The sequence below is a fragment of the Mycolicibacterium fallax genome, assembly GCF_010726955.1.
In the GTDB taxonomy this organism is placed as follows: Bacteria; Actinomycetota; Actinomycetes; order Mycobacteriales; family Mycobacteriaceae; genus Mycobacterium; species Mycobacterium fallax.
Window position 1 is genome coordinate 3,480,971 of record NZ_AP022603.1, and the last position, 25,729, is coordinate 3,506,699.

26 protein-coding genes and 1 pseudogene are annotated in these 25,729 nt (G+C 69.1%); 13 read left to right on the forward strand and 14 right to left on the reverse strand.

Annotated features, from left to right (window positions below; translation table 11 throughout):
• Positions 1-39: 39 nt before the first annotated feature.
• From G6N10_RS16635 to istA, 5 genes and pseudogenes are all read right to left on the reverse strand, one after another.
• Entirely contained in the window at positions 40-1,422 is a 1,383-nt protein-coding gene (locus G6N10_RS16635; RefSeq protein WP_133055185.1) for a hypothetical protein, read from the reverse strand.
• A 122-nt stretch (positions 1,423-1,544) separates the two neighbouring features.
• Complete coding sequence (locus G6N10_RS20625) at positions 1,545-1,673, reverse strand: hypothetical protein (RefSeq protein WP_263993231.1); 129 nt, start codon at positions 1,671-1,673, stop codon at positions 1,545-1,547.
• Positions 1,674-1,705: 32 nt separating this feature from the next.
• Positions 1,706-2,317 (reverse strand): IS21-like element helper ATPase IstB, encoded by a 612-nt coding sequence (istB, locus tag G6N10_RS16640; RefSeq protein WP_179962872.1) that lies wholly within the window; start codon positions 2,315-2,317, stop codon positions 1,706-1,708.
• Positions 2,311-2,436, reverse strand: coding sequence for a hypothetical protein (locus tag G6N10_RS20630; RefSeq protein WP_276509278.1), 126 nt, complete (start codon positions 2,434-2,436; stop codon positions 2,311-2,313). Before G6N10_RS20630 ends, istB begins: the two co-directional genes overlap by 7 nt.
• Positions 2,433-3,922: pseudogene (gene istA / locus G6N10_RS16645) on the reverse strand (IS21 family transposase). The gene G6N10_RS20630 and the pseudogene istA overlap by 4 nt, the downstream one beginning before the upstream one ends.
• 211 nt (positions 3,923-4,133) lie before the next feature.
• Between istA and G6N10_RS16650 the strand changes: the two are divergent.
• From G6N10_RS16650 to G6N10_RS16660, 3 genes are read left to right on the forward strand one after another with little or no spacing between them, the layout of a single operon-like run.
• Positions 4,134-4,685 (forward strand): hypothetical protein, encoded by a 552-nt coding sequence (locus G6N10_RS16650; protein ID WP_085100995.1) that lies wholly within the window; start codon positions 4,134-4,136, stop codon positions 4,683-4,685.
• A 19-nt stretch (positions 4,686-4,704) separates the two neighbouring features.
• Positions 4,705-5,970: a Wzz/FepE/Etk N-terminal domain-containing protein gene (locus tag G6N10_RS16655; RefSeq protein WP_085100999.1), complete on the forward strand. Its 1,266-nt coding sequence runs from the start codon at positions 4,705-4,707 to the stop codon at positions 5,968-5,970.
• Between the two features lie 34 nt (positions 5,971-6,004).
• Entirely contained in the window at positions 6,005-7,477 is a 1,473-nt protein-coding gene (locus G6N10_RS16660) for a glycoside hydrolase family 71 protein (protein WP_085101001.1), read from the forward strand.
• A gap of 16 nt (positions 7,478-7,493) precedes the next feature.
• Here the strand turns inward: G6N10_RS16660 and G6N10_RS16665 are convergent, their stop codons facing one another.
• Both G6N10_RS16665 and kstD read right to left on the reverse strand, forming a co-directional pair.
• Positions 7,494-8,354 (reverse strand): enoyl-CoA hydratase ChsH3, encoded by an 861-nt coding sequence (locus G6N10_RS16665; protein WP_085101004.1) that lies wholly within the window; start codon positions 8,352-8,354, stop codon positions 7,494-7,496.
• Positions 8,355-8,359: 5 nt separating this feature from the next.
• Entirely contained in the window at positions 8,360-10,042 is a 1,683-nt protein-coding gene (gene kstD / locus G6N10_RS16670) for a 3-oxosteroid 1-dehydrogenase (RefSeq protein WP_085101146.1), read from the reverse strand.
• A 72-nt stretch (positions 10,043-10,114) separates the two neighbouring features.
• Here kstD and G6N10_RS16675 point away from each other — a divergent pair, with 72 nt between their 5' ends.
• From G6N10_RS16675 to dmpG, 3 genes are read left to right on the forward strand one after another with little or no spacing between them, the layout of a single operon-like run.
• The gene (locus G6N10_RS16675) at positions 10,115-10,900 is read left to right on the forward strand and encodes a 2-keto-4-pentenoate hydratase (protein ID WP_085101007.1); all 786 of its coding nucleotides are present in this window, start codon (positions 10,115-10,117) and stop codon (positions 10,898-10,900) included.
• 9 nt (positions 10,901-10,909) lie between these two features.
• On the forward strand, positions 10,910-11,830 hold the full coding sequence (locus G6N10_RS16680) for an acetaldehyde dehydrogenase (acetylating) (RefSeq protein WP_085101009.1): 921 nt from the start codon (positions 10,910-10,912) through the stop codon (positions 11,828-11,830).
• On the forward strand, positions 11,827-12,888 hold the full coding sequence (gene dmpG, locus G6N10_RS16685) for a 4-hydroxy-2-oxovalerate aldolase (RefSeq protein ID WP_085101012.1): 1,062 nt from the start codon (positions 11,827-11,829) through the stop codon (positions 12,886-12,888). The genes G6N10_RS16680 and dmpG overlap by 4 nt, the downstream gene beginning before the upstream one ends.
• Here dmpG and G6N10_RS16690 read toward each other — a convergent pair.
• A complete protein-coding gene (locus G6N10_RS16690) occupies positions 12,878-13,732 on the reverse strand; it encodes an alpha/beta fold hydrolase (RefSeq protein ID WP_085101015.1) in 855 nt (284 codons plus the stop codon). The genes dmpG and G6N10_RS16690 overlap by 11 nt on opposite strands.
• A gap of 136 nt (positions 13,733-13,868) precedes the next feature.
• Between G6N10_RS16690 and G6N10_RS16695 the strand changes: the two genes are divergently transcribed.
• Complete coding sequence (locus G6N10_RS16695; protein WP_133055215.1) at positions 13,869-14,378, forward strand: hemophore-related protein; 510 nt, start codon at positions 13,869-13,871, stop codon at positions 14,376-14,378.
• 6 nt (positions 14,379-14,384) lie between these two features.
• On the opposite strand, the gene G6N10_RS16700 is transcribed toward G6N10_RS16695, so the two are convergent.
• Positions 14,385-15,320, reverse strand: a complete 936-nt coding sequence (locus G6N10_RS16700; protein ID WP_085101020.1) for a helix-turn-helix domain-containing protein — start codon at positions 15,318-15,320, stop codon at positions 14,385-14,387.
• Between the two features lie 49 nt (positions 15,321-15,369).
• On the opposite strand from G6N10_RS16700, the gene G6N10_RS16705 reads away from it, so the two are divergent.
• The 5 genes from G6N10_RS16705 (at position 15,370) to G6N10_RS16725 (ending at position 19,639) form a co-directional block, all read left to right on the forward strand.
• On the forward strand, positions 15,370-16,497 hold the full coding sequence (locus G6N10_RS16705) for a hypothetical protein (protein ID WP_085101023.1): 1,128 nt from the start codon (positions 15,370-15,372) through the stop codon (positions 16,495-16,497).
• A 3-nt stretch (positions 16,498-16,500) separates the two neighbouring features.
• Positions 16,501-17,283, forward strand: a complete 783-nt coding sequence (locus G6N10_RS16710) for an SDR family oxidoreductase (protein WP_085101026.1) — start codon at positions 16,501-16,503, stop codon at positions 17,281-17,283.
• Positions 17,280-18,422, forward strand: a complete 1,143-nt coding sequence (locus G6N10_RS16715; RefSeq protein WP_085101029.1) for a sulfotransferase family protein — start codon at positions 17,280-17,282, stop codon at positions 18,420-18,422. The genes G6N10_RS16710 and G6N10_RS16715 overlap by 4 nt, the downstream gene beginning before the upstream one ends.
• A 98-nt stretch (positions 18,423-18,520) precedes the next feature.
• Positions 18,521-19,108 carry a peroxiredoxin gene (locus G6N10_RS16720; RefSeq protein WP_085101032.1) on the forward strand — a complete coding sequence of 196 codons (588 nt, stop codon included), beginning with the start codon at positions 18,521-18,523 and terminating at the stop codon, positions 19,106-19,108.
• Between the two features lie 3 nt (positions 19,109-19,111).
• Entirely contained in the window at positions 19,112-19,639 is a 528-nt protein-coding gene (locus G6N10_RS16725; protein ID WP_085101036.1) for an alkylhydroperoxidase, AhpD family, read from the forward strand.
• A 14-nt stretch (positions 19,640-19,653) separates the two neighbouring features.
• On the opposite strand, the gene G6N10_RS16730 is transcribed toward G6N10_RS16725, so the two are convergent.
• The 5 genes from G6N10_RS16730 to G6N10_RS16750 all read right to left on the reverse strand — a co-directional run bounded on the left by G6N10_RS16730 (position 19,654) and on the right by G6N10_RS16750 (position 24,588).
• Positions 19,654-20,115, reverse strand: coding sequence for a hypothetical protein (locus G6N10_RS16730; protein WP_085101041.1), 462 nt, complete (start codon positions 20,113-20,115; stop codon positions 19,654-19,656).
• A gap of 2 nt (positions 20,116-20,117) precedes the next feature.
• Complete coding sequence (locus G6N10_RS16735) at positions 20,118-21,257, reverse strand: 3-ketosteroid-9-alpha-monooxygenase, oxygenase component (protein ID WP_085101045.1); 1,140 nt, start codon at positions 21,255-21,257, stop codon at positions 20,118-20,120.
• 70 nt (positions 21,258-21,327) lie between these two features.
• Complete coding sequence (locus G6N10_RS16740; protein WP_085101049.1) at positions 21,328-22,509, reverse strand: thiolase family protein; 1,182 nt, start codon at positions 22,507-22,509, stop codon at positions 21,328-21,330.
• Positions 22,506-23,567: a thiolase family protein gene (locus tag G6N10_RS16745; RefSeq protein WP_085101054.1), complete on the reverse strand. Its 1,062-nt coding sequence runs from the start codon at positions 23,565-23,567 to the stop codon at positions 22,506-22,508. The genes G6N10_RS16740 and G6N10_RS16745 overlap by 4 nt, the downstream gene beginning before the upstream one ends.
• Positions 23,568-23,580: 13 nt before the next feature.
• Positions 23,581-24,588 carry a Zn-ribbon domain-containing OB-fold protein gene (locus G6N10_RS16750; protein WP_085101058.1) on the reverse strand — a complete coding sequence of 336 codons (1,008 nt, stop codon included), beginning with the start codon at positions 24,586-24,588 and terminating at the stop codon, positions 23,581-23,583.
• Positions 24,589-24,655: 67 nt separating this feature from the next.
• Between G6N10_RS16750 and G6N10_RS16755 the strand changes: the two genes are divergently transcribed.
• The gene (locus G6N10_RS16755; RefSeq protein WP_085101062.1) at positions 24,656-25,687 is read left to right on the forward strand and encodes an LLM class F420-dependent oxidoreductase; all 1,032 of its coding nucleotides are present in this window, start codon (positions 24,656-24,658) and stop codon (positions 25,685-25,687) included.
• The last annotated feature ends 42 nt before the right edge of the window (positions 25,688-25,729 follow it).

A 25,729-nucleotide genomic window follows, 5' to 3' on the forward strand; every position in this document is an offset into this window, starting at 1 on the left:
ACCTGCGCCGCCGCGTTCCTGGATAGCGGGCCGGGCCTGCTATGTCTGCTGATCACTCGCCTCATGCTGGTCGGCGAAGGCCAGGACTCTCGGATCCAGCTGGGAGAACGACGGCGTGCGAAAACGTCTGGTGAAGCCTGGCCCGGTCTGAAGTGCGTAGAGTCCGCGCCGTCCGTTGAATCGCTTGATCAGAGTGCGCACTGTCGCAGCGTCTTCGGCCACCTCGGCGGCGGGGTACATGATCGCGTCGATTTCATCCTGCAGCGGACCAAACGCGGGCTGCAGGTCTTTGATCATGTCCAGCACGCTTGGGTCTTCGGTCATAGCCTCTAGCTCAGTTCGCTTGTAGGCCTTCTTCATAACCCCGGATGACTTCGACATCCAGTAGCGGCTCATGCCGAGTTCGATGGTCGCGTCGCCGTGCAGCCTGGCAGTCATCGAGACAGTGAACGCGTCCATATTCACGTGCAACATCACATGGCGAAGTTCGATGAGCCAGCGGTAGGCGAAACAGTTGGAGTAAATGTCATTGAACAGCTTCTTGACCGCGAGGTGCTCATCTGACCCGTCATCAAACTTGTGCTTGACCTGGTAGAGCGTCTGATCCTGATGGCTGTGCACGGCGCTCGTAAATGCGATCAGCGCCGACCGGATGCGCCGGATTCGCTTGTGCGGCTCCTCCATGTTCGAAAGTGAGAACGTCTGGTCTTGGATCTCGCGGAGCACGCTGCAAACCACGTCGACGAACGAGTCGCTCATGTCGGAGACGTAGCTGAATAGATCCTGGTCGAGCTGGCGCTTGAGCCGGTCGTAGGCCTCCGCGTATCGCTTGTGCTCGTCCTCGGTGAACTCGCATACCTGCGTGAAGATGATGTCCGCCTCAACTGCTGGGTCCTGGTATCCAAGGATCGCTCCGAACGGGTGGGCGATCGCGTACTCGTCGTCCGCCTCGGCTTCCGCGACGCGGTTGGCCGCAGCGTCCTGGGCTTGCTTGAACGTCGCTTTGACAGCCTCGACACGGCTGGCGATGACCTCGTCGGTCGGCGTCCCGGTGTCAAGCCATGTCTGCGCGTCATTCCGCACGCCCTCCAATGCCCCAACTAGGGATGCTTCTGCGGCTGCACGGCTGACCCGTTCATCCAGCGCCGCTGCCATCGTCACTTGTGCAAAGGTGCGCACCACCTCAAGCACTACGAGTGACGCTGCGGAGTCGGGCACGGGAGGCCGCTCGACCAGCGCGCTCTGCCATAGATCGCCTGCCGCTTCGCAGAAGTCGATGGCCTTTTCACCGGGCAGAGCCGGGAGGTCGACGATGTTGTGTTTTGTCAATAGGTTTCCGGCCGTTTGAGCGCTAATTTTCCGGCCATGTTGTTGGGATTTCCGGCCATGTGAGCGCTGCGGTTGGGCGATGGGCTGGGTCATGGTCGGATTGTGTTGCGGCACTGTGGATTTGTGGTCGGAGGGGGTGGGTCAGAAGGGTGGCTGGTGGGGGTTCGGTGTCGGTGGGGGCTGGTGGCGGGGCTCCAATCGTCGAAGTTGTCGGGCTAGGGCGCGGGGCGGCCGGTGCCGTCGTAGAAGTCGGATTCGCCGTCGCCGGTGAGCATCGCGGTGTTGAGGCGGTCTCGTTCGGTGGCGTCGGGGACGCCGAGGTGGGCGTAGGGGTGTTCGGTCATCGCTGTTGGTTTTCCTGGTCCGGTGGGTGGGGTCATTTCATGAGGGCGTGGCTGACGCGGTAGGAGTCGCCGCGGAAGCGTAGGAGCCGTCCGTGGTGCACGAGGCGGTCGATGATCGCCGCGGCCATGTTGTCGTCTCCGAACACCGTTCCCCACTTCGAGAATTCAAGGTTGGTGGTGATGATGAGGCTGCGTTTTTCGTAGGCCTCGGAGATGACCTGGAACAGCAGCCGCGCTCCTTCGGGGTCGATCGGTAGGTAGCCGAGTTCGTCGAGGACCAGCAGCGGGATTTTGGCGAGGGTGGCCAGCTCCCGGTCGAGGCGGCCGGTGTCTTTGGCGCGGCGCAGCGTCATCACCAGGCTGGAGGTGGTGAAGTAGCGGGCCGGGATGCCGCGCTGGCAGGCTTCGGCGGCCAAGGCGGTGGCCAGATGCGTTTTGCCGGTCCCGACATCGCCGAAGAGGATCAGGTCTTGGGCGTGGTCGAGGAATTCCAGGTCGGCGAGCTGCTGGCGTCCGTAGCCGTCGGGGAACCCGACGGCGGTCCAGTCGTAGCCGTCGAGGGATTTGGCTGCGGGCAGCCGGGCGGCGGTCAGCAGCCGGGCCCGCCGGGAACGGGCCCGGGAGTCGTTCTCCGCGGTCAGCATCCCGTGGAGATACTCACGCTGGCGCGGGTGGCCTTGGTCGCCCATTCCTGCAGCACCGCCACGGTCAGATACGCCTGCCGGCCCGCGGCGACGACATCGGCGACGCTGACCGCGCTCACGCCGACACCTGCCCGGCGTCAGCGGCGGCCATCGCGGTTTGGTCCAGTGCTGTGGCCTCGGCGATGGCGAGGGTGTCGTAGACGCTCAGGTCCACGGCCGAGGCCAGGGGTTCGGCGCCGGCGGCGATGCGCCGGGCCAGCATGCCGACCGCGGCTGGTTCCGCGGCGCCGGTGGCGATGACGGTCTCCGCGGCGATGATGGTGTTGCCGAAGCCCGCTGGGCCGGCCGCCGCGTGGATCGCGGCGAGCATGTCACGGCGCTCCCGGACGGCGGCGGCGTCGAGCCAGTCCCGCACCGGGTCGCTGACCAGGGCGCGGACCGGGGAGTTGCCCCAGGTGCCGGGCTTGGCCGCCAGCAGCGGCAACAGTGCCACCGGGTCGAACACCGTCTCGGTGGTGTTGGTGTAGGCCCGCGGCAATGAGATCACCGGGTGGCCGTGGGCATCGAGGAACTCGATGCGGTCAAAACACTCCGACGGTGACCGTCTGGGCGGCCATCGCCGGCCCGGCGCAGTAGGAACGGCCCTCGACGAGCAGACTGCCGGTCTTGTCGGTGCGCCGCGCCACATAGCGCACCGGGTCGAACCCGACACCGGGCAGCGCCAGCAGCGCGGCCCGGTCGGCGTCAAACAGTTCACTGATCGGGGTCTGCTTGCGGTAATGCCCCGTGGCGGCGAGCTCCTCGCAGCGGGCCAGCAGCATCGCGTTGAGCCCGGACAAGCTCTCGGCCCGGGTTCGGGGACCATCAGGTTGCGGCGCAAGAACCCCACCGCGTTCTCCACACTGCCCTTCTCATGCCCGGAATACGGGTTGCAGTACCGCGCCGCACACCGATAGTGCGCGCGGAACGCCAAACAGCGTCGATTCGACGACCTTCTCCCCGCGACGGCGCCCCGCCCCGGCGGCGTTGTCGAAAATCAGCTCCCGCGCCGCGCCGCCGATGTGCTCGAAGATCACCCGCAGGCCATGGCACACGCTCTCAGCAGTTTCCCCCGGATAGGCCTGGACATAGCGCATGTTGGAGTGCGGGAAGGTGACCACCAGCACGTGCAGCACCTGCATCACCCCGGCGATCACCGCTTGGGCCTGCCCGAAGTCGACCTGCCCGACCCCCGGCGGCCACACCAACTCGGAGAACCCTGCCGCGCGCGGCGCGCGGCCCGGTAGGCCTTCACATAGCGCTGCACCGCCGAATACGACCCCCCATACCCGTGTTCGGCGACCAGCCGGTCACAGACCCGCTGGGCAGTGTGGCGCTGCTTGCGGGCCGACCCTCATCCTCGGCCAGCCACTCATCGATCACCGACGTGAACCCGGTCAGCACCGAAGCACCCGGACGCCGATGAATCACCGGCGGCTTCGGTGAGAAATCCTGCACGGCAATGTATTTCGCGACCGAGTCGCGGGAGATCCCCAGATCCTTGGCGATCTGGCGGGCCGAAACACCGGCAGCGTCGAGCTTCCGGATCTGTTCTTGCATCGTCATAGCTATCGTCATCTGCTTTCCGGTTCTCCCCTTCCACGAGCCGCTGCACAACCGCAGCAGCACCGCGAGAGAACCTACGAAGGGACACACCACCGCAGCACCGACTGGCCGGATTCTTACCGCTGAAATGGCAGGAAACCAGCCGCGCAGCTGGCAGGAAAACCCCGCCGAAACGGACTACCTATAGACGATCACAGACACCCGGGCCGCGGTGTTGCTCGTCGCGCCCCGCGGCACCCGTGCCGTGCTCGATGCCGCCCGTCGGCTCGCGGGCGCCGGGGCGGCCGGCCCGGCCCGGCGGCCGGCGGTTGTCGTCGTTGCGGACCCGGCGGTGGCTGCCGGGGCGGCGGGTGGGCCCGGCCTGCTGGAGGTGGCTGCCGGCCGCTGCACCCTCGCCGAGGCGATGGTGCCCGACCCGGTGGGTGGATTCGATTGGCTGCCCCTTGGCGGTTCGGACGAGTCGGCCGCCCGCCCTCGGCCCCGGCGCGCTGCGCTGAGCGCGGTGCTCGAACGATTGGCGGCCACCCGGGACGTGCTCGTCGCGGCACCGGCGGTGCTCGAATCCGTCGAGGCGCTGGATCTGAGCGGCCCGGGCCGGGTATCGGTGTTGGTGGCCGAGGCGCCGGGAACCTCGAATCAAGAGGTGCGAGAGGCCGAGCGGCTGTTGAGGATGGCGGCCGGCGAGTATCTCGGCCGGATCGTCATGGCGACCAAGGGTTCGGCGATGAACGTGGCGGCACGCGGGCCGTGGTCACGACGGTGATTCGAGCATTCGGAGGACCATGGAACTTTTGAAGCGCGAGCGGATCGCACTGCGTCGGCGGTGGTGGGTTGTTGCGGCCTGCCTGCTGGTCGCGCTGGTCGGGGTGAGTGGGTACAACGCCACCGTCGACCAGAAATATCTGGCCTCGGTCGAACTCTTTCTGCGGGCACCCGATGTCAAGACCTCGGCCAGCGCCTATCAAGGCGATCTGTTCTCCCGGCAGCGGGTGCTGACCTACGCGAAGATGTTCCAGAGCGATGATCTCGCTCAGCGGGTCATCGACCGGCTGCAACTGTCGCAGACTCCGCAGCAGCTGGTCAGCCAGGTGTCGGCGTCGTCGGTCAAAGACACCGTCCTGATGATGATTTCGGTGGCCGATTCCAGTCCGGAGCGGGCGATGAACATCGCCAACGCCTACGGCGATGTGCTGGCGTCCTACGTGGCGAAGATTGAGTTCGTCGACAACAACCCCGACTTCCCGCCACTGGTCCAGGTGGTGACCCGGGCGAACCCCGCCAGCACGGTCCCGGCCGGACTGCCGTTGTGGCAGGTCGGAACGCTCGCGGCCCTGGGTGCCCTGGTCGTCGCGCTGGCGCTGATCCACCTGCTCGAGCAGTTCGACACCAGGGTCCGCTCACGCGGCGCGGTGCAGGCGATCGCCGGATCCCCAGTGGTCGCGGAGTTTGCCCGCAACAAGGCGTTGGCGCGAAACGCCGATCCGGACCGGGTTTTCGATTCCGACGAGGGGCTGCGGCAGGCGGGCCTGCGGCTGAGCGTCAACGTCGAATCGGCCCTGCGGGGCCTGGCCGACCTGAGCAAACCGCCGGTGCTGGCGGTGGTCGCACCCGGCCGTGGTGATGGTGCGAGCGTGGTTTCCCGGACCCTTGGCCGCGCGTTCGCCGAACGCGGACGATCCGTGGTCGAACTGTGGGTCGGCCCGGACGGGCAAGAGCCGACGCCGCGGCTCGCCGAAGTGGGGTCCGTCGCGGTCATGCCGGTCAGTCCGGTGGCGCTGCTCACCGCGGAATCGTTCGACTTTCGCCTCGATGCGGCCAAAGATGGGGCCGACATCGTCATCGGGGACTGCCCGGCGTTTTCCGAATGCGTCGAGGCCCAGGTGCTGATCGGGGCCGCCGACGCCGTCGTGCTCGTGGTCGCCGCCGGCGGGACCAAGCGCGCGTTGACGGAGATCGTCGCCGGGACCCGCCTCAGTGGTACGCCGGTTCTCGGAGTGGTGGTCAACTTCGTCCGAGGGTCCAGCACCGTGGACGGCCGCTATCTGTAGGGCGCCCAAGGGTAGAACCGCCGCGGTACGGGCGTTGGCGGTACGGCTGACCGCGGTCCTCGCCCTGGTGTTGGCGTCCGCGCCCGTCGGTGTCCTGGGGTCTCCCCGGCTGCGGCCGGAGCCGGTGCCGGCCGTCGAGCATCCCGTCACCGGTTACCTGCCGTTTGATCTTCCCACCGGACCGACCCCGCGCAAGGTATTCGCGCATTACATGCCGAATTTTCCCATCTCGATCGACAACCAGGACGGGGCCGCGGACTATTACCAGCGCGAGTACCTCACCCCGGAAGGGGAAGGCGGCATCCACGCCGGCTACGGCGGGCTGCTGCGGGACCGACCGGTACCGCGTCCGCGCATCGACCATTCGGGCTGGCAGTTGGCTGACATTGCCACCGAGATGGCTCAGGCGAAGTCGGTGGGCATAGATGGATTCGCCGTCGACGTCATCCTGGCGCGATCGCAGTCCGACACCGTTGACAACCTCCTGACGGCCGCCGCAGGAAGCGGCGGTTTCGACATCCTCGTCACCGCCGACATGGCCGGGCCGCTGCTCGGCCTTTCCTTCGATGAGTTCGTGGCGGACATCGCGGCCTACCTGATATCGCCGGCGGCGTATCGGCTTCCCGATGGCCGGCCGGTACTCGGTGCCTTCGCCGCGGAACGTCGCCCGCCGGACTGGTGGGCTGCCGCGCTGCGCGCCCTGAACGCGAAGCTTCGCACCAGGGTTGCCTTCGTCCCGGTCTTTGTCGACGTATCGGACAACATCGGTCAATACGATGCGATCTCCTACGGATTCTCGGCCTGGGGCGGCCGGAATCCGCTCGGCATGACCCTGTCGGATCGTGCCCGTGGGTCTCCGGGTGATCTGATCGATCAAGCGCATTCTCGCGGAAAGATCTGGATGCAGCCGATCCCCTATCAGGACAGCAGGCCCCGGAGCGGCACCTTCGAGGAGTCCTGGAACGGGACGACCAATCGAATGGCGTGGCAGCTTGCGATTGAGAAGCGGGCCGAATGGGTTCAACTGATCACCTGGAACGACTACGCCGAGTCGACGGCGATGGCGCCGTCGGTGGCGCACGGCTGGCGAATACTCGACGTCAACGCCTACGACATCGCCAGATTCAAATGGGGCCGGCCACCCCGGATCACCCGCGATGCGCTCTTCGCCTCCTACCGCAGCCAACCGGCCGCGGCCCGTCCGGTGTATCCGGAAACGCTGTTGATGCACCCGGTTCCGGACAGCACCGCGCCGCGGGATGCCATCGAGGTGGTGAGTTTCGCCACCGCCCCCGGCAGAATCGACATCGTCGGCGGTGATCAACGGGTGGTCTGCCAGGCCGGCGCCGGCCGTGGCATCTGCCTGGCACCGTTGCGCCCCGGTGTCTTTCGGGCAACCCTGACGCGCGGCGGCGTCGTGGTGGCCGCCGCGCGGTCCGAGATCCCGGTGACCGAACGGCCATTCGTTCAGGACCTGCAGTACCGGCTGGTGGGCGGGTTGCGGTAGCCGGTGCGAGTCGTGGTCAGCGGGCGCTGAACTCCACCCCGGCCAGTGCCACCGCGTTGTCCCGGGCCGGCACGGTCAGGGTGCCCAGGTAGCCGGCGTCGGTCTGCCAGGCCGCCAGGTGCAGGGTCTCGCCGGGGAACACCACCCCGGCCATCCGGGCGCTGTAGGAGCCGACCGCGGCGGCGTCGCCGTCGAGCAGCGCATCGGTGAGCGCCTTGGCGGTCATCCCGTAGGTGCACAGCCCGTGCAGGATCGGCCGGTCGAAGCCGGCCGCTGCGGCGAAGCCGGGATCGGAATGCAGCGGGTTGCGGTCACCGCACAGCCGGTAGAGCAGCGCCTGCTGCCCCAGGGTGGGGATGTCCAGCTCCAGATCCGGCGCCCGGTCCGGGGTTTCGGCGGAGGTCGACGGGCCGCGGTCGCCGCCGAAGCCGCCCTCGCCGCGGGCGAAGATGGACCGCTTCTGGGTCCACAGCAGGGCGCCGGCCGGATCGGTGACGGTGGTCTCCGACCAGATCACCGCGGCCTTGCCCTTGTCCCAGATCTCGGTGAAGCGGGTGACGGCCACCCCGGTGCCGGTGGCCGGGATCGGGCCCGGCGCGGAGATGCCCTCGCTGGCGTGCAGCACCCGGCTCAGCTCGATGTCGATGCCGGGGAACTTCACCTCCGGCGGGGTGGTCAGGTGGAAGCTCTGCGCGACGTTGCCGAAGGTGGGCAGCACCTGCGGGGTGCCGTCGAGCAGGTAGCGCAGCTCGCGCGGATCCATCGGGTCCGCGCCGGCGCCGAGGCCGAGGTGATAGAGCTGAATGTCGCTGCTGGTCCAAGAGAATTCGACCGGCTCAAGCTCGGCGCCGATGGCGATGTCGAGATCGATGGGCATAGCGGTCAGGCCTTTCCGGCGGCGTGCAGGGCCGCCAGGTATCCGAAGGTCATGGCGGGTCCGATGGTGCCGCCGGGGCCGGGATAGGTGTGGCCCATCACCGGCGAGCTGACGTTACCCGCCGCGTAGAGGCCCTCGATCACCGAATCGTCGTCGCGCAGCGCGCGGCCGTGCACATCGGTGCGCACCCCACCCTTGGTGCCCAGGTCGCCGGGCACCATCTTGGCCGCGTAGTACGGCGGCTTGCCGATCTGGCCCAGGTTCGGGTTCGGCTTGTTGGTCGGGTCGCCGTAGTAGCGGTCGTAGGCGCTCTCGCCGCGGTGGAAGTCCTCGTCGACGCCGGTCTGGGCGAAGCCGTTGAACCGCTCCACGGTGGCGTGCAGCGCGCCGGCCGGCAGCCCGGTCTTGTCGGCCAGCTCGTCGAGGGTGCCGGCGGTGACGATCACCCCGGACTCCATCCACTTGCGCGGGATCCGCTGTCCCGGCTGCAGTCCGGCGAAGATGTACCGGTCGCGGTACTGCTGGTCGAAGATCAGCCAGGCCGGGATGTGCTCGCCCGGGCCGTCGCCCTGGCCGTACTGGCCGCCATACATGTGGTGCACCGCCTCCACATAGGGCATCGACTCGTTCATGAACCGGCGGCCGGACATGTCGACGATGATCGAGCCGGGCGAGTTGCGTTCGGACAGCGCGAACCACGGCGCGCCCTCCAGCGGCACCGTCGGGCCCCACCAGGAGTCCTCCATGAGTTCCAGTGCGGCGCCGAGCTTCTCGGCGGCGACGATGCCCTCACCGGTGTTGGCGGTCGCGCCGACGGTCCACTCGGTGGTGATCGGGGCGCGCTGGTACTTGCGCCGCATCTCCGCGTTGTGCTCGAACCCGCCGCTGCACAGGATCACCGCGCGGCGGGCCCGGATCAGCTCCGGCTCGGCGCCCTCGGCGGCGTTGGTGTCGCGCACGTACACCCCGCGCACCGCGCCGTCCTCGGTGTAGAGGTCGGTCAGCGCGGTGTTCAACCGGACCGGCACACCGGAATCGCGCAGCGCCATACGCAGCGGGGCGATCAGCGCGCGGCCCATCCCGACCAGGTGCTTACCGGTCGCGTTCGCCCACACCGTGCGGGCGCCGACCTTCAGGCTGCGCAGCACGCCGCGCGGGTGGCGCTTGAGCTGGTTGAGTCGCACGTAGTCCTGCTGCAGCACCACCATGTTCATCGGCACCTTGCCGTACGGCGGCTCCAGCCCGGCCAGATCCGCGCCGAGCTTCTTGGCGTTGAACGGCTTGGGTTCCACCGACCGGCCGCCGGCCCGGCCGCCGGGGGCCTCCGGGTAGTAGTCGGAGTAGTTCGGCACCCAGCACAGCTTCAGCGGCGAGTTGGCCAGCACGAAGGACAGCATCTCCGGGCTGCGCTGCAGGTAGGTGTCGATCTTCTCGGCGGGCACCACGTCGCCGACCAGGCCGTGCAGGTACTTGGCCGCCTGCTCGGGGGTGTCGGTGACCTTGGCGCGGGCCAGCACCTCGTTGTTCGGGATCCACACCCCGCCGCCGGACCGGGCGGTGGAACCGCCGTAGTGCGCGGCCTTCTCAACCATTACTGTGGAAAGACCCTGGCGGGCGGCCGTGAGGGCGGCGACCATGCCGGCGCCACCGCTGCCGACCACCACGACGTCGTACTCCTGCATCGTCATGTAGAACACGTTATAGAATTGCCTGGGTCGGCGACAACTGTCCCGGTCAAACCAGTGAGGGGAATTAGCACAATGCTCGATGCCCAGACCCGTGCGGCGCTCGCCGCCCAGCTGGCCGAGGCCGAGCGCAGCCGGACGCCGATCGCGCCGCTGACCGACGCTCATCCCGACATCGACGTGGTCGACGCCTACGAGATCCAGCTGATCAACATCCGCGAGCGGGTGGCCGGCGGCGCGAAGGTGATCGGCCACAAGGTCGGCCTGTCCAGCGCCGCGATGCAGCAGATGATGGGCGTCGACGAGCCGGACTACGGTCACCTGCTCGACGACATGGCGGTGTTCCAGGACGTCCCGGTGCCGGCCGGCCGGTTCCTGTACCCGCGGGTGGAGGTCGAGGTGGGCTTCATCCTGGCCGACGACCTGCCCGGCGCGAACTGCACCGAGGACGACGTGCTGGCCGCCACCGCCGCGTTCGTGCCGTCGATCGAGCTGATCGACACCCGGATCACCAACTGGCAGATCAAGCTGTGCGACACCATCGCCGACAACGCCTCCTCGGCCGGCTGGGTGCTCGGCGAGCAGCGGGTGTCGCCCAAGGACATCGACATCCGGGCGATCGACGCGGTGCTGCGCCGCAACGGCGAGGTGATCGCCGAGGGCCGCAGCGACGCGGTGCTGGGCAACCCGGTCACCGCGGTGGCCTGGCTGGCCCGCAAGGTCGAGAGCTTCGGCGTGCGGCTGCGCGCCGGTGATGTGGTGCTGCCCGGATCGTGTACGCGCGCCATCGACGCGCGCCCCGGCGACGAGTTCGTCGCCGATTTCACCGGGCTGGGTTCGGTCCGGCTGTCGTTCGAATAGGGAGAAGATATGGCTGAGAAGAAGTCGGTCGCCATCGTCGGGTCGGGCAATATCAGCACCGACCTGCTGTACAAGCTGCTGCGCTCGGACTGGCTGGAGCCGCGCTGGATGGTCGGCATCGACCCGGATTCCGAAGGTCTGGCCCGGGCCCGCACGCTGGGCCTGGAGACCAGTCACAAGGGCGCCGAATGGCTGCTCGAGCTCGACGAGAAGCCGGACATCCTGTTCGAGGCGACCAGCGCCTACGTGCACCGCGATGCCGCCCCGCGCTACGAGGAGGCCGGCATCCGGGCGATCGACCTGACCCCGGCCGCCGTCGGCCCGGCGGTGATCCCGCCGGCCAACCTGCGCGAGCACCTCGATGCGCCGAACGTCAACATGATCACCTGCGGCGGGCAGGCGACCATCCCGATCGTCTACGCGGTCAGCCGGGCGGTGGCCGCCGGTGGCGGCGAGGTGCCCTACGCCGAGATCGTGGCGTCGGTGTCCTCGGCGTCGGCCGGTCCGGGCACCCGGGCCAACATCGATGAGTTCACCAAGACCACCAGCGCCGGGGTGCGGACCATCGGCGGGGCGCGTCGCGGCAAGGCGATCATCATCCTGAACCCGGCCGATCCGCCGATGATCATGCGCGACACCATCTTCTGCGCGATCCCCGAGGACGCCGACCGGGACGCCATCGTGACGTCGATCAAGGACGTCGTCGCCGAGGTGCAGAGCTATGTGCCGGGCTACCGGCTGCTCAACGAGCCGCAGTTCGACGAGCCGTCGGTGGTCAACGGCGGCAATCACGTCGTCACCACGTTCATCGAGGTCGAGGGCGCCGGCGACTATCTGCCGCCGTACGCGGGCAACCTCGACATCATGACGGCCGCCGCCACCAAGGTCGGCGAGGCAATGTCGCAGCGGATGCAGGGAGTCACAGCATGACCGAGATCTTCATGAGCGACGTCTGGGACGTCCGGATCACCGACACGTCGCTGCGCGACGGTTCGCACCACAAGCGCCACCAGTTCACCGCCGACGAGGTGGTGTCCATTGTCGGGGCGCTGGACGCCGCCGGGGTGCCGGTCATCGAGGTCACCCACGGGGACGGGCTGGGCGGCTCCAGCTTCAACTACGGGTTCTCCAAGACCCCCGAGCAGGAGCTGATCAGGCTCGCCGCCGAGACCGCCCGCGATGCCAAGATCGCCTTCCTGATGCTGCCCGGACTGGGCACCAAGGAGGACATCAAGGAGGCCCAGGGCAACGGCGGCGCGATCTGCCGGATCGCCACCCACTGCACCGAGGCCGACGTCTCCGAGCAGCACTTCGGGCTGGCCCGCGACCTGGGCCTGGAGACCGTCGGGTTCCTGATGATGAGCCACACCATCAGCCCGGAGAAGCTGGCCCAGCAGGCCCGGATCATGGCCGACGCCGGCTGCCAGTGCGTGTACGTGGTGGACTCGGCCGGCGCGCTGGTGCTCGACGGGGTGTCCGACCGGGTCGCGGCGCTGGTCGCCGAGCTCGGCGACGACGCCCAGGTCGGTTTCCACGGGCACGAGAACCTGGGGCTGGGGGTGGCCAACTCGGTGGAGGCGGTCCGCGCCGGCGCCAAGCAGATCGACGGCAGCTGCCGGCGGTTCGGCGCCGGGGCCGGCAACGCCCCGGTGGAGGCGCTGATCGGGGTGTTCGACAAGATCGGCGTCAAGACCGGCATCGACTTCTTCGACATCGCCGACGCCGCCGAAGAGGTGGTCGCCCCGGCCATGCCGGCCGAGTGCCTGCTGGACCGCAACGCGCTGATCATGGGCTACTCCGGGGTGTACTCCAGCTTCCTCAAGCACGCCATCCGGCAGTCCGAGCGGTACGGGGTGCCCGCGCACCTGCTGCTGCACCGGGCCGGGCAGCGCAAGCTGATCGGCGGGCAGGAGGATCAGCTCATCGACATCGCCCTGGAAATCCAGCGCGAACAGGCCGAGGGCCGGGTGGTGGCGCCTAACCGGTAAGGAAGGGCAGCACGGTCCGCTGGAACGCGGCCTTGGCCTCGATCATCACCCAGTGGCCGCAGTTCGGGAAGACGTGGAACTCCGCGTCGGGGATGGTGCGCATCGGGATCAGCGCCATGTCCAACGGGCTGACCCGGTCATCGCGGCCCCAGGTCAGCAGCGTTGGCACGGTGAGTTTGTGCATCACCGCCCACGGCATCGGGACGTCGGCGCGGCGCATCATGGCCATCATCGCGGCGAACGCGGCCTTGCCGTACATCCGGCGGGCCGACTCCAGCGCGGCCGGGTCGCTGGCCAGCGCCCAGCGTTCCTCGATCAGCTCCTCGGTGACCAGGGCCGGGTCGTAGACCATGGCGTGCAGCCACTCGATGAGCCGCTCGCGGGTCGGGTTTTCGGTGAACTCCTGCAGCAGCCGGATGCCCTCGCTGGGCCCGGGGCTGAAGATGTTGGTCCCGATCCCGCCGATGGTGACCAGCTTGCCGACCCGCTCGGGGTTGTTGATCGCGAAGCTGATCCCGACGCCGCCGCCCATCGAATTGCCGATGATGTCCACCCGGTCCAGGCCGAGCGTGTCGGTGAACTCCGCCACCGCGCGCTGGGCATCGAGCAGCGGATGCCCACCGAAGTCGTCGCTGACCCCGAAACCGGGGAACTCCAGCACCAGGCAGCGGAAGTGCTCGGCGAAAAACCCCAGGTTGCCGCGGTAATTGCGCCAGCCGGTCACCCCGGGCCCGGATCCGTGCAGCAACAGCAGCGGCGGTCCGTCGCCGGCCTCGTGGTAGCGGAGCACACCCGCGGGTGTGCTGACCTCTCGCAGGGTGTCCTGATGGGTGAAGGTGAGCATGGGCGCCTCTCTGTTTCGCGGATCCGGTTCGATCTCACACCGACCCCGAAAGTAACGCGGGCGCGGGGTCCCGACGACACACCTTCTGTAGGACTCCCGAGCCACGGGAGTGCGTTGCGCCAACAAAGGAGTGCATGTGACTCGTCTCGCCGTGACCCCCGCCCGTCGTGGGCTGTTCGCCGCCGTCGCCGCGATCGGCGTGGCCGCCGGTACCGTCGCGCTGATGCCGTCGGCGGCCGCCGAGCCCACCGACACCGCCCCGACGTCGGAGGCGACCCCGTCGTCGGAGGCGACCGCGACGTCGGAGTCCACCGCCGAATCGACCAGCACGGAGTCGACCAGCACGGAGTCGCCGGTGGCGGCCGCCGATGACTGCAACGCCGCCGAGCTGGCCCGCACCTCGGCCGGGGTGAACAGCAAGCTGGCCGACTACCTGGACAAGCATCCGGAGACCAACGGCGCGCTGATCGAGATCACCCGGCAGCCGGCGTTCATCGCGGTCGGCCAGCTCGACGGCTACTTCAACGAGCACCCGGTCGAGGCCAACGACATCCGGGCGATCCAGGCCCCGCTCAACGACTTCAAGAACCGCTGCAACCTGCAGGTGTCGCCCAGCGACGCGCTGAGCGCGCTGTCGGGCATCTGAGGGCCCTCAGCGGCCGGCGCCCCCGGACAACTGCGCGGTCATCCGGTCCGCCGCGGCGACCAGCGCCCCGGCCCGCGCGGTGATCTCGGCGTCGGTCAGCGGGTGGCCGATGTGCAGCGACAGCACCATGGCCTGGCGGCGGTGCTGGTCGAACACCGGTGCCGAGATCACGCTGATGTCGTGCCGGTCGCTGCCCGGGTTCTCGCCGGGCAGATAGACCCGCTCGCCGATGTCGGCGACGAGTTCGCGCAGCAGCGCCCGCAGCTCGTCGGGCAGCGTGCCGGACACCCCGGCCAGCAGGGCGTAGAGCCGCCGGCCCGCCGGGGTCTGGCGTTCCACCAGGTAGCCGGCCGACCGGCAGGCCGCGACGACCAGATCGAGCCGGGCCGAATCGGTGCGCAGCGGCACGGTGGGCGCCAGGGCCAGCCAGCCCCGCAGCGCCGCCGGGTCCCACAGCACGAACATCAGCCCGACCGGCGGGGCGAACGGGTAGGACTGGCCGATCGTGACGCCGACGTCGACCCCCGGCGGCCCGATGAGATCCAGCACGGTGATCCGGTCCTCGATCACCGCGGACACCGCCGCGGCGGTGCCGAACTCGGCGGCCAGCGCGCCCAGCTCGGCGCGGGCGGCCGGGCTGACCCGCAGGGCCTCCTGGGCCCGGTGTCCCAGCGCGATCAGCGCCGGACCCAGCCGATAGGTCTTGTCCCGGCCGGTGTCGCCGTCGTCGCGGACCAGGTAGCCGGCGCCGGTCAGCGCGGTCAGGATGCCCAGGCAGGTCGGCTTGGACAGCTCGAGGCGGCGGGCCAGCTCGGACAGCCCGAATCGATCGCCCGGATGGGCGGCGAGGAACTCCAGCACGGCGATCACCCGGTCGGTGGGTGGGGAGCCGCGCCGACCGGCCGGGCGATTGACGTCCCCGGGCACAGGTCCTACTGTCATTACAAGAATCTACCGCATCGGTAGAATATTGGAACAACATGGGAGTTCGATGTTTTCCCAGCCCCTGCTCGACGCCATCGCCGAGGCCGAGGCCCTGGTGGCCGCGGCGCCGCACATCGAGACCGAGGCGGACCTGGCCGAGGGCCTGCAGTACCTGGCCGGCTGCATCGCCGGCTGCCTGCACCTGGCCTTCGACTACGACCGCGACCACCCGCACCTGCAGTCCGGCACCGGCCCGTTCACCAAGATGGGCCTGGACAATCCGGACACCCTGTACTTCGGCACCCGGGTGGTGCCCGGCCACGAGTACGTGGTGCGCGGCCGGCGCGGGCAGACCACTGACCTGAGCTTCCAGCTGCTCGGCGGGGAGTACACCGACGCCAACGTGCCGCCGAGCCAGGCCGCGTTCGACGACCGGGACCTGCAGGTCGCCGCGGACGGCAGCTTCGAGTGGCGGATCACCCCGGATGCCCCGTCGCAGTTGCTGATTCGCGAGGTGTACAACGACTGGTCGGCGCGCCGCGGCGTGCTCACCGTCGAGCGCACCGACACCGCGGGCACCGCGCCCGACCCGGTGACCCCGGCGCTGCTGCGGCGGCGCTACGAGGTGGCCGGCCGGCAGCTGGTGCAGCGGGTCAAGACCTGGCTGGCGTTCCCGCAGTGGTTCTATCTGAACCTGCCGGTCAACACCATGGTGGCGCCGCGGCTGACCCCCGGCGGGCTGGCCACCCAGTACTCCTCGGTCGGGCACTACGACCTGGGCCCCGATCAGGCCATGATCATCACCCTGCCGGCGTCCGACGCGCCGTACCTGGGCTTCCAGCTGGGCAGCCTGTGGTACATCTCGCTGGACTACATCAACCACCAGACCTCGCTGAACGGCACCCAGGCGCAGGTCGACCCGGACGGCAAGATCCGCATCGTGGTCGCCGAACGCAACCCCGGGCTGACCAACTGGTGTGAGACCACCGGGCACCGGCGCGGCTATCTGCAGTTCCGCTGGCAGCGACTGTCCCGGGAGCTGACCGCCGCCGACGGGCCGACGGTTGCCGTGGTCGGCGCCGACGAGCTGCCCCGGGTGCTGCCGTACCACGAATCGAACCGGATTTCACCGGAGCACTGGCGCGAGCGAATTGCCTTGCGGCAGCGACAAATCGCCGAGAGGATGTTGGGCTGACCGATGAGCGGACTGTTGGAGGACAAGGTCGTCGTGATCAGCGGCGTGGGGCCCGCGCTGGGCAGCACGCTGGCCCGGCGCTGCGCGGGGGCCGGCGCGGATCTGGTGCTGGCCGCCCGCACCGTGGGACGCCTGGAACAGGTGGCCGAGGAGGTCGCCGGGCTGGGCCGGCGGGCGGTCTGCGTCGGCACCGACATCACCGACGGCGAGCAGGTGGACAACCTGGTCGCCCGGTCGCTGCAGGCCTACGGCCGGGTCGACGTGCTGATCAACAATGCGTTCCGGGTGCCGTCGATGAAACCGCTGGCCGCCACCAGCTTTGAGCACATCCGGGAGGCCATCGAGCTGACCGTGCTCGGTGCGCTGCGGCTGACCCAGGGCTTCACCCCGGCGCTGACCGACACCGACGGTTCGGTGGTCAACGTCAACTCCATGGTGATCCGGCACTCCCAGGCCAAATACGGTGCCTACAAGATGGCCAAGTCCGCGCTGCTGGCGATGTCGCAGTCGCTGGCCACCGAGCTCGGCGAGGCCGGCATCCGGGTGAATTCCGTGGTGCCCGGGTACATCTGGGGCGACACCCTCAAGGGGTACTTCGCGCATCAGGCCGGCAAGTACAACATGACCGTCGAGCAGATCTACGACGCCACCGCCGCGGCGTCGGATCTCAAGCGGCTGCCCACCGAGGACGAGGTGGCCTCGGCGGTGCTGTTCTTCGCCAGCGAGCTGTCCAGCGGCATCACCGGCCAGACCCTGGATGTCAACTGCGGGGAGTACAAGGCGTGAGTCGCACCGATGTCGGCACCGTCGAGGACCTGCACGCCTCGGCGACCAAGGTGGTCGGCCTCGACGACTTCGGCGGCGACGACGACAACTACCTGCAGGCCCTCGGCGTGCTGCTGGAGTCCTACCGCGACGAGGCCGGACTGACCGAGCTCGGCAGCAAGATGAGCCGGTTCTTCCTGCGAAATGCGTTGGTGGCCAGGCTGATGTCGGAGGCGGCCTGGAAGGCCAACCCCGGCTACGCCGCGGTGCCGATCGAGCGGCCGATCTTCGTCACCGGCCTGCCGCGCACCGGCACCACCGCGCTGCACCGGCTGCTGACCGCCGATCCGGGGCACCAGGGGCTGCAGCTGTGGCTGGCGGAGTTCCCGCAGCCGCGCCCGCCGCGGGACACCTGGGCGGCCAATCCGGTGTTCGCCCAGCTCGACGCCCAGTTCGCCAAGGCGCACAACGAGGACCCCGAATATATGGGGCTGCACTTCATGTCGGCGGCCGAGGTGGAGGAGTGCTGGCAGCTGCTGCGGCAGTCGCTGCACTCGGTGTCCTACGAGACGCTGGCGCATCTGCCCGGCTACGCGCACTGGCTGGCCAGCCAGGACTGGACGAAATCCTATGCGCGGCACCGGCGCAACCTGCAGCTGATCGGACTCAACGACATCGGCAAGCGCTGGGTGCTGAAGAACCCCAGTCACCTGTTCGCGCTGGAGGCGCTGCTGGCCACCTACCCGGACGCGCTGGTGGTGCAGTGCCACCGGCCGGCCGAGACGATCATGGCGTCGATGTGCTCGCTGTCGGCGCACACCACCGCGGGCTGGTCGAACACCTTCGTCGGCGCGCAGATCGGCGCCGACGCGATGGACACCTGGTCGCGCGGGCTGTCGCTGTTCAACACCGAGCGGGCTCGCCACGACCCGGCGCAGTTCTGTGACGTCGACTACGCCGACTTCGTCGCCGACCCGGTCGGCACGGTGGCCGGCATCTACACCCACTTCGATCTGCCGCTGACCGAGGACGCGCGGGCGGCGATGGTGGACATGCACGAGGAGAGCCGGCGCGGTCCGCGGGCCCCGCGGCACAGCTACGCGCTGGCCGACTACGGTTTGACCGCCGGCGCGGTCCGGGAGCGCTTCGCCGATCTGTGAGTTCACCCACAACGGGCGTCATAGCCTGTCCCCGGCGTCGGATTACAGGCACAATGGATACGTAAACTTGATCGAATCCAATGAAGGAGTGTCTTCTGATGCCCGTGTTGACTATCGGTGACGAGTTCCCGGCCTACACCATGACCGCCGTCGTCGGTGGCGATCTGTCCGCCGTCAACGCCGCGTCGCCCGACGACTACTTCACCACCGTGACCAGCGATGACGCCCCCGGTAAGTGGCGCGTGGTGTTCTTCTGGCCGAAGGACTTCACCTTCATCTGCCCGACCGAGATCGCCGCGTTCGGCAAGGCCAACGAGGACTTCGAGGACCGCGACACCAAGGTGATCGGCGTCTCGACCGACAACGAGTTCGTGCACTTCCAGTGGCGTGCCCAGCACGAGGACCTCAAGACGCTGCCGTTCCCGATGGCCAGCGACCTCAAGCGGGACCTGGTCGAGGCGGCCGGCGTGCTCAACGCCGACGGGGTGGCCGACCGCGCCACCTTCATCATCGACCCGGACAACGTCATCCAGTTCGTCTCGGTGACCGCGGGCTCGGTGGGCCGCAACGTCGACGAGGTGCTGCGGGTGCTCGACGCGCTGCAGTCCGACGAGCTGTGCGCCTGCAACTGGCGCAAGGGTGACCCGACCATCAACGTCGGTGAGCTGCTCAACGAGGCGGTGTAAGCCTTGAGCATCGACGCACTCAAGGAAGCCCTTCCCGAGTACGCCAAGGATCTCAAGCTCAACCTCGGCTCGATCGCGCGGTCGACCGAGCTCACTGAGCAGCAGCTGTGGGGAGCGCTGGTGGCCACCGCGGCCGCCACGCGCCACCCCGGCCTGCTCAAGGAGATCGCCGAGGACGCGCTGGACATCCTGTCCGCGGAGGCCTACCACGCCGCACTCGGCGCGGCCGCCATCATGGGGATGAACAACGTGTTCTACCGCGGCCGGGGCTACCTGGACGGCCGGTACGACGACCAGCGGGTCGGCCTGCGGATGAACATCATCGGCAATCCCGGTGTGCCCAAAGAAGATTTCGAGCTGTGGTCGATGGCCGTCTCGGCCATCAACGGCTGCGAACACTGCGTCGGCGCGCACGAGGCCGTCGTCCGTGAGGCCGGGCTGTCCAAGCCGGCGATCTTCGAGGCGATTCGGCTGGCGTCGATCATCGCCGGTGTGGGCCAGGCGCTGTCGATCGTCGACGCGCTGAACTGAAGAAAGACCGAGCACTACCCGTCGCCGGGGGATGGCGCACTGGAGAACGCTTCCAGGCATCCCTCGGCGACGGCGTGTTTGATGCTGTCCGCCAGTCGCGGGCAGGACCGCTCCCGGCCGCTGTCCCCGCCGGCCGCGCGCACCTCGGCGAAGTGCGCGCAGCGCGCCGCCGCGGCAGAATTCCACTGCACGGCGGTGTATTCCGGTCCGAGCTTCTTCACCGACACTTGGGCGTGGCAGTGCCGGCAGTCCACCGGCGCCAGTCCCGCGGTCAGATAGCGCTGCCGATCGGCCGCGGTGGCGGCCTGCGCGGCCGCCGCCCGGGCCGGATCGTCGTGATAGTCCGGGGCCTTGCCCCAGGACCGTGCGCCGGGCGCCCCGTCGCCGGGGTGCTGGGGATGGGCGTGCCCGTCGTCGTGCCCGCCGGCCAGCAGTGCCATGGACCGGGCCAGGCCGTCGACGTCCGGGCCGTCCATCTCTAGGCCTCCTGCTCCTGGCGCTTGAGGTTCTCGGCCACCTCGACGTTCCACTTCGCCACCGCCGCGGTGGTGTCCACCTCGAGCTCGTAGCGGTCGGTCATCTCCGCGGTCACGTCGGCGACGTCGACATAGAACTGCTGGTACCAGCGGCGCATCTGGTAGACCGGGCCGTCCTCCTCGACCAGCAGCGGGTTGTCGATCCGGGTCTTGTGCTTCCAGATCTCCACGTCCTGCAGGAAGCCCTTGGTCACCCCGGAGGTCATCGCCTCGGCCAGCTTCTCGGTGGTGGCCTCGTCGAGGCCCTTGGGCTTCTCCACGATGACACCCCACTGCAGCATGAAGGTGTCCTGGGTGACCGGGTAGTGGCAGTTGATCAGGATGGACTCGGCCTTGAACCCGCCGTAGGTGTTGTGCAGCCAGTTGATCATGAAGGACGGGCCGAAGTAGGACGCCTCGGACTCCAGCTTCGACTCGCCGTAGGCGGTGCCGAGGTCGGCGACGTCCGGGCGGCCCAGGTTGGTCAGGTACTGGCTGGCGATGTGGCCCTCGAAGACGTTCTTGAAGAACGTCGGCAGGCCGTAGTGGATGTAGAAGAAGTGCGCCATGTCGGTGACGTTGTCGATGATCTCCCGGCAGTTGGAGCCCTCGATCAGCATCGAGTTCCACTTCCAGTCGGTCCACTCGCCGCCGGACCACTCCGGGATCTCCGGGATCCGGACCTCCGGCTGCGGCGGGTTGCCCTCGTGGTCGTGCCAGACGAACAGCAGGCCGCCGCGCACGTCGGTGTGCCAGGCGCGGGTGCGGGCCAGCCGCGGGGTGCGCTTGGCGTACGGCACCAGCTTGCACTTGCCGTCGCCGCCCCAGCGCCAGTCGTGGAACGGGCAGGCGATGTTGTCGTCCTTGATGGTGCCCTGGGACAGGTCCCCGCCCATGTGCCGGCAGTAGGCGTCCAGGATCTTGATCTCGCCGGCGGAGTCGGCGAAGACCACCAGCTTGGTGCCGAAGGCGTGCACGCTGTGCGGCTCGCCGTCCTGGAAGGTCGTCACCGGCCCCAGGCAGTGCCAGCCGCGTGCGTAGCGGTCCGGCAGGTCCCCGGTGTCGATCTCACGAATGCTGCTGTGGGCTGTTTCGGTGGTCATCGCGCCTCCCTGATGCTCTTAACTAGAACACGTTACAGTTTTGTCCGCGTTATGTGCAACGATTGGCGGGTCAGCTGGGGGATTTCGGCTTGTCGGCCGACACCACCCACATGGAGAAGTACTGCGCGCCGCCGCCGTAGGCGTGCCCGAGGGCCTTGCGGGCGCCCGGGACCTGGTGGTCGCCGCCCTTGCCCATCACCTGGATCGCGGACTCGGCGAACCGGATCATCCCGGAGGCGCCGATCGGATTCGACGACAGCACGCCGCCGGACGGGTTGAACGGGATCTTCCCGCCGATCGCCGTCTCGCCGGCCTCGGTCAGCTTCCAGCCGTCGCCCTCGGCGGCGAACCCGAGGCTCTCCAGCCACATCGGCTCGTACCAGGAGAACGGCACGTACACCTCCGCGACGTCGATCTCCTCGATCGGGTTGGTGATGCCCGCGTCGCGCCACAGCGCCGCCGCGGCGTCCCGGCTGGCCTGCGGGTTGACCTGGTCGCGGCCGGCGTACGCCAGCGGTTCGGTGCGCAGCGCGGTGGCGTTGATCCAGGCCACCGGGTGGCCGTCGGCGATTCGGGCGTCGGCCGCGGCCTCGTCACCGATCACCATGGCCGCCGCGCCGTCGGAGGACGGGCAGGTCTCGTCGTAGCGGATCGGATCCCACAGCATCGGCGAGGCCAGCACCTTCTCCACGGTGATGTCCGGCTGGTGCAGATGCGCCAGCGGGTTGCGGGCGCCGTTGAGCCGGTCCTTGACCGCCACCATCGCGCCGATGTGAGTCGGCGCGCCGGAGCGGCGGATGTAGGCCCGCACGTGCGGGGCGAAGTAGCCGCCCGCGCCCGCGCCGACCGGCTTGGTGAACGGCACCGGGATGCTCAGCGCCCACATCGCGTTGGACTCGGACTGCTTCTCCCACGACATGGTCAGCACCCGGCGGTACTTGCCGGCCTGCACCAGGCTGGCCGCCACGATCGCCGTGGTGCCGCCCACCGAGCCGGCGGTGTGCACCCGGATCAGCGGCTTGTTCGTCGCGCCGGTGGCATCGGCCATGAACAGCTCGGGCATCATCACGCCCTCGAAGAAGTCCGGTGCCTTGCCGACCACCACCGCATCGATATCGGCCATGGTGACCCCGGCGTCGGCCAGCGCGGCGTCGATCGCCTCGCGCACCAGGCCGTTCATCGACACGTCCTTGCGCTTGGCCACGTAGCGGGTCTGCCCGGTGCCCAGCACCGCCGCGAGTTGCTTGCTCACTTGTCCCGACCTTCCATCACGGCGACCAGATTCTGTTGCAGCGCGGGCCCGCTGGTGGCGTGCGCCAGCGTCCGTTGCGCCGAGCCCGACCAGATGGCCCGGGCGGCGTAGCCGATCCGCTCCAGCCCGGCGGCGAACATCGGGTTGCCGGCCAGCGCGCCGCCGGACGGGTTGATCCGGGTGTCCGGCCCCAGCCCGATCGCCTCGCGCAGGATCAGCTGCTGATGAGTGAACGGCGCGTGCAGCTCGGCGACCTGCACCGAGCCGGCGTCGCCGCCGAGGGCCGCGGCCGCCGAGGCCGCGGTGGACGGGGACACCGTCAGGTCCCGGGCGCCCAGGATCGGGGTCTCGATGCGGTGCTCGAACCCGGTGATCCAGGCCGGGTTCTCCCGCAGCTCGCGGGCCCGGTCGCCGGCGGCCAGCACGATCGCGGCCGCGCCGTCGGTGATCGGGGCGATGTCGTGGCGGCGCAGCGGGTCGGCGAAGAACGGCCGGTCCAGCAGCTCGGCCACCGAATCGGCGGGCTCGACCGAGTCCGGCCGGGGGGCGGCGGCGAACGAATCCAGCGCCACCTGGGCCATCTGCTCGGCGGTCCAGGTCCCGGCGTCCAGCCCGGCCCGGGCCTGCAGGCCGGCCATCGACACCGAGTCCGGCCACAGCGGGGCCACCGTGTACGGGTCGGTCTGCAGCGCCAGCACCCGGCGCAGGGTCCCCGCGCTGGACTTGCCGAAGCCGTACACCAGCGCGGTCTCGACCTGGCCGGTCATGATCTTGATGTAGGCCTCGTACAGCGCCCAGGCGCCGTCCATCTCGACGTGCGACTCGTTGATCGGCGGCACCGCGCCGATCGAGTCGATCGCGGAGATGAACGAGAACGCCCGTCCGGCCAGGTAGTCCGAGGAGCCCGAGCACCAGAAGCCGATGTCGCGCTGGGTGATGCCCAGCTCCTGCTTGAGCTCGGTGAAGCACGGCATCAGCATCTCGACGCCGTTGGTGGTGCCCTCGGTGCGGCGCACGTGCGGGGCGTGGGCGAAGCCCACCACTGCAATGTCGGTCACGATCGCAATCCCCTTACAGGTGGTGCTTGTAGCTGTCGTAGTCGGCGTCGGGTTCGCCGCTGGGCCGGAAGTAGTCGATGTTGTCGATGCCCAGGCCCCACTGCTCGCGCGGCTTCCACACCGCGGCGACCCGCATGCCCATCCGCACCTGATCGGCGTCGATCTCGGTGACCAGGTGCAGGAACGGGATGTCGGCGCCGTCGAGCAGCACGTAGGCCGCCACGTACGGCGGCTTGATCCGCTGCCCGGGGAACGGGATGTTGATGATCGCGAAGGTCGTCACGGTGCCGGTGTCGGGCAGCTCGACGAACTCGGTCATGGTGGTGCCGGTGACCGGGTCGGCCTCCCGGGGCGGGAAGTAGGTCGGCCCGGGGGTGCCGTCGGCGGCCACCGAGCGCCCGCCGAGCAGCTTGCCCTGCTGCAGCGCGCGCAGGTAGGCGCTTTCCGGCTGCGAGGCCGAATGCTGGATCTCGATCGAGGACGGGCACACCAGCAGGGTCACCGGGTCCCGGTCGTCGTCGGCCTCGGCGACCGGCTCGGCGTCTTCGCCGGGCCGAAAGCAGGCGATGTCGGTGATCGCGCCGACCGGTTCGTCGACCCAGTGCGCGTGCACCCGGGCGCCGGTCAGGTCGCCGGGGTGCTCGCCGTCGGTGTCCACGGCGTGCAGCAGCGCGATGTCGGCGCCGTCGAGCCGGATCAGCGCCCAGGCGAACGGCCGATCCAGCGGCTGGCCCTCCAGCGGCTCGGGCTGCCAGGTCCACGACACCACGGTGCCCACCGCGGACACCGGGACCACCTCGGTCAGCGCCTGGTAGGTCACCGGGTCATACTCGGCCGGTGGGACGAACACCCGGCCGTCGGAACCGCGGGTGCCGACGATGCGGCGCGAGCGCAGCGCGGTGAAGAACGCGCCGAGCACCGGACCCACCGAACGGGTGTAGTCAAAGGACAGCTTCAGCGGGGCCGAAAGCGGAGGTTCACGGTCATCGATCAGCGACGGGCCGGTATGACGGGCATTCACGGCATCGAGTAGAACAGGTTCTAACTATCGCCGCAAGGACGGGTCCCCGCAACGAAAGGGCGCACGCATGAAACTGGGTCTGCAACTGGGGTACTGGGGTGCGCAGCCGCCCACCGATCACGCCGAGCTGGTCGCCGCCGCCGAGGACGCCGGCTTCGACACGGTCTTCACCGCCGAGGCGTGGGGCTCGGACGCCTACACGCCGCTGGCCTGGTGGGGTCGGCAGACCTCCCGGCTGCGGCTGGGCACCTCGGTGGTGCAGCTGTCCGCGCGCACCCCGACCGCCTGCGCGATGGCCGCGCTGACCCTGGATCACCTGTCCGGCGGCAGGCACATCCTGGGCCTCGGGGTGTCCGGGCCGCAGGTGGTGGAGGGCTGGTACGGCCAGCGCTTCCCCAAGCCGCTGGCCCGCACCCGCGAGTACGTCGACATCATCCGGCAGGTCTGGGCCCGGCAGGCGCCGGTGACCAGCGCGGGCCCGCACTACCCGCTGCCGCTGACCGGGGCGGGCAGCACCGGCCTGGGCAAGGCGCTCAAGCCGATCACCCACCCGCGCCGCGCCGACATCCCGATCATGCTGGGGGCCGAGGGCCCGAAGAACATCGCGATGACCGCCGAGATCGCCGACGGCTGGCTGCCGATCTTCTACTCGCCGCGGCTGGCCCCGATGTACAACGAGTGGCTCGACGAGGGTTTCGCCCGGCCGGGCGCGCGCCGCAGCCGGGCCGACTTCGAGATCTGCGCGACCGCGCAGGTGGTGGTCACCGATGACCGGCCCGCCGTGCTCAGCGCGATCAAGCCGTTCCTGGCGCTCTACATGGGCGGGATGGGCGCCGAGGACACCAACTTCCACGCCGACGTGTACCGCCGGATGGGCTACGCCGAGGTGGTCGACGACGTCACCCGGCTGTTCCGGGCCGGCCGCAAGGACGAGGCCGCCACCGTCATCCCCGACGAGCTCGTCGACGACGCCGCGATCGTCGGCACCGTCGACTACGTGCGCGAACAGATCGCCGCCTGGGAGGCCGCCGGGGTGACCATGATGGTGGTCGGCGCGAAATCGGAGCAGCAGATCAGGGACCTGGTCGCGCTGGTGTGACCCCGGCTGCCCGGGTGATTAGAACGCGTTCTAGATTGGCGT

Bases quoted from the DNA above. Each gene is read 5' to 3' on its own strand.
- G6N10_RS16635 (WP_133055185.1), bottom strand. From the start codon at position 1,422: ATGACCCAGCCCATCGCCCAACCGCAGCGCTCACATGGCCGGAAATCC.
- G6N10_RS20625 (WP_263993231.1), bottom strand. From the start codon at position 1,673: ATGACCGAACACCCCTACGCCCACCTCGGCGTCCCCGACGCCACCGAA.
- istB (WP_179962872.1), bottom strand. From the start codon at position 2,317: ATGCTGACCGCGGAGAACGACTCCCGGGCCCGTTCCCGGCGGGCCCGG.
- G6N10_RS16655 (WP_085100999.1), top strand. From the start codon at position 4,705: ATGGAACTTTTGAAGCGCGAGCGGATCGCACTGCGTCGGCGGTGGTGG.
- G6N10_RS16665 (WP_085101004.1), bottom strand. From the start codon at position 8,354: ATGCCCATCGATCTCGACATCGCCATCGGCGCCGAGCTTGAGCCGGTC.
- kstD (WP_085101146.1), bottom strand. From the start codon at position 10,042: ATGACGATGCAGGAGTACGACGTCGTGGTGGTCGGCAGCGGTGGCGCC.
- G6N10_RS16675 (WP_085101007.1), top strand. From the start codon at position 10,115: ATGCTCGATGCCCAGACCCGTGCGGCGCTCGCCGCCCAGCTGGCCGAG.
- G6N10_RS16680 (WP_085101009.1), top strand. From the start codon at position 10,910: ATGGCTGAGAAGAAGTCGGTCGCCATCGTCGGGTCGGGCAATATCAGC.
- dmpG (WP_085101012.1), top strand. From the start codon at position 11,827: ATGACCGAGATCTTCATGAGCGACGTCTGGGACGTCCGGATCACCGAC.
- G6N10_RS16690 (WP_085101015.1), bottom strand. From the start codon at position 13,732: ATGCTCACCTTCACCCATCAGGACACCCTGCGAGAGGTCAGCACACCC.
- G6N10_RS16700 (WP_085101020.1), bottom strand. From the start codon at position 15,320: ATGACAGTAGGACCTGTGCCCGGGGACGTCAATCGCCCGGCCGGTCGG.
- G6N10_RS16705 (WP_085101023.1), top strand. From the start codon at position 15,370: ATGTTTTCCCAGCCCCTGCTCGACGCCATCGCCGAGGCCGAGGCCCTG.
- G6N10_RS16710 (WP_085101026.1), top strand. From the start codon at position 16,501: ATGAGCGGACTGTTGGAGGACAAGGTCGTCGTGATCAGCGGCGTGGGG.
- G6N10_RS16720 (WP_085101032.1), top strand. From the start codon at position 18,521: ATGCCCGTGTTGACTATCGGTGACGAGTTCCCGGCCTACACCATGACC.
- G6N10_RS16730 (WP_085101041.1), bottom strand. From the start codon at position 20,115: ATGGACGGCCCGGACGTCGACGGCCTGGCCCGGTCCATGGCACTGCTG.
- G6N10_RS16735 (WP_085101045.1), bottom strand. From the start codon at position 21,257: ATGACCACCGAAACAGCCCACAGCAGCATTCGTGAGATCGACACCGGG.
- G6N10_RS16755 (WP_085101062.1), top strand. From the start codon at position 24,656: ATGAAACTGGGTCTGCAACTGGGGTACTGGGGTGCGCAGCCGCCCACC.